The following is a 3,184-nucleotide window of genomic DNA, read 5'->3' on the forward strand; positions in this document are numbered from 1 at the left end:
CGCCGCGGCGGGACCGACGATCGCCCGTGTCGAGCTCGAGACCGAGGCAGAGGTCGCGGGACTCGCCGAAGATGAATTCGAGCGCCTTGCACAGTCCGCCAAGGCAGGCTGCCTCGTCTCGCGGGCCCTTGCCGGCGTGTCTCAGATCACCCTCAAGGCGACGCTCGTCGAAGCCATCAAAGGCCAATGAAGCCAGGAGAAAGAAGATGACACAGGAGCTTGTCATGGATGCAACCGCGTACGATCTCTCACGGCAAACGGCCGAGATCATGCGGCGCTACAACGACGTATTCCAACGCCATGATCCCTCGGCACTCGCCGAGCTGGTGGCTGAGGACTGCGTGATCGAAAACACCGTGCCAGCGCCGGACGGCGCCCGTCATGCCGGCAAGGCGGCGTGCGTCGGGCTTTGGACGGCAATCGCAACCCAGGCCGGCACGCGCTTCGATATCGAGGAAACCTTCATCGCCGGCGAGCGGGCGACGATCCGCTGGCGCTATTTCATGGCCGACGGCAATTCGCTGCGCGGCGTCAACCTCATGCGTGTCGCCCACGGGCGGATCGTCGCAGCAATGGGCTACGTCAAGGGGTAGCGCCGGCCGGCGCTACCGATCCGCCGGTGCCAGCCTGGCGCCGAAGGTGCAGCGAACCAAGTCAGCGCGATGAGCCGGCAGGCCTTCCTCTAATCCATATTGACGTACGAGGACGCCCGATCGCAGCCATATGAGTTACTCCTAAGGTATCTCAATCTGTGCTAAAATCGAGCGCGACCGCCATTCGACGATCGAGAAAGACCATTAGGGAGGACTCGTGTGATGAACATCAGAACCACCTGCTTTGGAGCACTCGCATTGGCTGTCTTCAGCGGCACGGCGTTTGCCGGGGCGCTCGACTCGCCCAAAATGATGGAACCGTTTTTCACCGATTCGGGCATGAAGACGATGAAATCCGACGATGAAATGAAGGCGGCCTGGGCAGCGATGTCCAAGGACGATCAGGCCATGATGATGAAGGAATGCCAGGACGCTGCGATGAGCAAACCATACGCACCGTTCTGCGAAAAATTGAAGGCCCTCGGCGGCGCAAACAAATGACTGCCCTCGCCCAGAGCTGAAGAGCAGATGAAGGCGGGCGCTAAAGCGCGTCGCGTTTGAACGGATTCAGGCGACGCGCTTTAGGTCTTTGTTTTTATGCATGTCGTTTTCCCAAAACCGAGGTCACTTTTGGGCGACATGCATTAGGCTCGCCTTCTGACTATCTGGGCAGGGATTTTGCGCAGAGACGACAGGATCCGCGAACCGGTTTCTACCGATCCGCCAGCGCCAGTTTTGCACCGAGCATGACGAAGGCACCGGCGAAGGTCCGGCGCATCCAGGTCAGCACCATCGGCCGCGACACGACATGGCTGCGGATCGAAGCGGCGAAGATGCCGTAGCCGACGAAAACAACGAAGGTCAAAAGCATGAAGACGGAGCTGAGCTCCAGCATCTTCGACAGCGCATTGGGCTCGGTGGTGCTGACGAATTGCGGCAGGAAGGCGAAGAAGAAGATCGACAGTTTCGGATTGAGCACGTTGACGAGGATGCCGGTGGCAATCACCTTGCCGGCCGAGCGTGGCGTCACATCCTGCTCGACGCTGAGGCCGCCCTTTTCCTTCAGCGTGTTCCAGGCCATGTAGAGCAGATAGGCGACGCCGAGATATTTCAGCGTCTCGAAGGCGACCGCACTGGTGTGCAGCAGCGCCGCCAGGCCGGTGATGGCGGCGGCCATATGCGGGATGATGCCGAGGGTGCAGCCGAAAGCGGCGATGATCGAGGCACGCGCGCCGCGCGAGAGGCCGGCGCTCAGCGTGTAAAGAACGCCGGTGCCGGGCGAAGCCACGACGATCAGCGACGTCAACAGAAATTCGATGCTCACGATGGTTTCCTCCGACGCCCTGCCCTGTCGCAGCGTAGCCAGCAAGGAGGATGCGCACAAGCGCCGGAAACCTTGCTAAGCTGTCGGCAATCCATGCGCCCGGCGTGCCATCAGGCAATCGTCGTCACCAGGCATGCAGGCGCGGCAGACATCCGGGCGGACATCATAGATGCCGCAAGCGGTCGACCTGCCGATTTCGCCGGACAACGCCGAGCAACGCACGCCCTCGCAGCGCATGCCGGACAGATTGGCCGCTACATATTTCTCCGGGATACGGTCGAGCTGCGCGTCATCCTCGGTGGAAAAGCGCGGCCACTCGGCCGAATAAGAACAGCAGGCGCCGCAGCTCTGGCAGTCGAACAGAGCAGCGGTGCCGCGTTGCGACAAAAGGCTTGCAGCGGTCACCAGGGCAGACAGCCCCGGCGCGGCAGGATTGCGATCGGTGTCTTGCGGCAAGGCGCTATTTCTTCTTGCCTGTCATTTCTTCTTGCCCGCCTTGCGCGACGACGCTTCGGCCGGCGACTTGAACAGATCGGTCGCAGTCTCGGCGACCCCGTCGCCTTTCGGCGCGGCAACCGGCTTGGCCGGTTTTGCGGCGGCAGCCGGGGCTGCCGGCTGGTCCTTGGCGGAGAATTTTATGGCCATGTCAGTCCTCGTCGACGAAGCGCGATGATGGTGCGCGCGGATTGCGCAGGCGGCCGATCAGCGCCGAAACCGCCGTGATGTTCATTTCCTCGGGCGACCAGTTTCTGACTTCCGCGATGTGGTGCACTGCCAGCTCGCGATGCGTGCTGCCGCTGTAGGCGGCGTCCTGATGCGTCACGCGCTCATGGGTCTTGGCGTCTTCGCGGACATACTCGATCAAGTAGTTCGGGCATTCGGCGCGACCACGCACACCGAGCCGCACCTGGGCATCGCCATGGGCGCGCTTGCAGCGCTCCAGCTTCTCCAGCACCCGGCGCACATATTCGACCGGCTTGTTGAGGCCTTCGACCACGTCGGCGATGGTCGAGTCGGCGGCGATCAGTTTCGGAGGCACGCGCTTGGTAGCCATCAGCGTCTTCCGGCTCGCTTCGGCAAAGCGGCCAGCGCCGCGGCGGCGGCCAACTCATCGGCCTCCTTCTCCAGGCGCTGTTCACGCAGGCGCGCGGTCTTGGCTTCCCGCGCCTCGCTGACGGCATCGCGTTCGGAATTGATGCGGTTGAGTGACATCGACTGGGTTTGCGTCTTGCTGAACAAGGACACGGCCTGTTCGACTGTCTTCGAA

At 62.3% G+C, this 3,184-nt stretch carries 7 protein-coding genes and 1 pseudogene; 3 read left to right on the forward strand and 5 right to left on the reverse strand.

Annotation, left to right across the window (positions count from 1 at the left end):
* From EN993_RS33565 to EN993_RS33575, 3 genes and pseudogenes are all read left to right on the forward strand, one after another.
* Positions 1-190 (forward strand): annotated as a pseudogene (locus EN993_RS33565) (peroxiredoxin); the annotation flags it as partial.
* Between the two features lie 16 nt (positions 191-206).
* Complete coding sequence (locus EN993_RS33570; protein WP_127266029.1) at positions 207-593, forward strand: nuclear transport factor 2 family protein; 387 nt, start codon at positions 207-209, stop codon at positions 591-593.
* Positions 594-815: 222 nt separating this feature from the next.
* Entirely contained in the window at positions 816-1,094 is a 279-nt protein-coding gene (locus EN993_RS33575) for a hypothetical protein (RefSeq protein ID WP_109663047.1), read from the forward strand.
* A gap of 211 nt (positions 1,095-1,305) precedes the next feature.
* On the opposite strand, the gene EN993_RS33585 is transcribed toward EN993_RS33575, so the two are convergent.
* The 5 genes from EN993_RS33585 to EN993_RS33605 all read right to left on the reverse strand — a co-directional run.
* Complete coding sequence (locus EN993_RS33585; RefSeq protein WP_109663387.1) at positions 1,306-1,917, reverse strand: LysE family translocator; 612 nt, start codon at positions 1,915-1,917, stop codon at positions 1,306-1,308.
* Between the two features lie 75 nt (positions 1,918-1,992).
* Positions 1,993-2,373, reverse strand: a complete 381-nt coding sequence (locus EN993_RS33590; RefSeq protein WP_127266030.1) for a YkgJ family cysteine cluster protein — start codon at positions 2,371-2,373, stop codon at positions 1,993-1,995.
* Between the two features lie 21 nt (positions 2,374-2,394).
* A complete protein-coding gene (locus EN993_RS33595) occupies positions 2,395-2,562 on the reverse strand; it encodes a hypothetical protein (RefSeq protein ID WP_127266031.1) in 168 nt (55 codons plus the stop codon).
* A 1-nt stretch (position 2,563) separates the two neighbouring features.
* Positions 2,564-2,971 (reverse strand): hypothetical protein, encoded by a 408-nt coding sequence (locus EN993_RS33600; protein WP_056593642.1) that lies wholly within the window; start codon positions 2,969-2,971, stop codon positions 2,564-2,566.
* Positions 2,971-3,184, reverse strand: a 214-nt coding sequence (locus EN993_RS33605; RefSeq protein ID WP_127266032.1) for a hypothetical protein, incomplete at its 5' end; no start/stop codon positions are given. The genes EN993_RS33605 and EN993_RS33600, both read right to left, overlap by 1 nt.

The sequence above is a fragment of the Mesorhizobium sp. M7D.F.Ca.US.004.01.2.1 genome (assembly GCF_003997785.1).
Lineage (GTDB): Bacteria > Pseudomonadota > Alphaproteobacteria > Rhizobiales > Rhizobiaceae > Mesorhizobium > Mesorhizobium loti.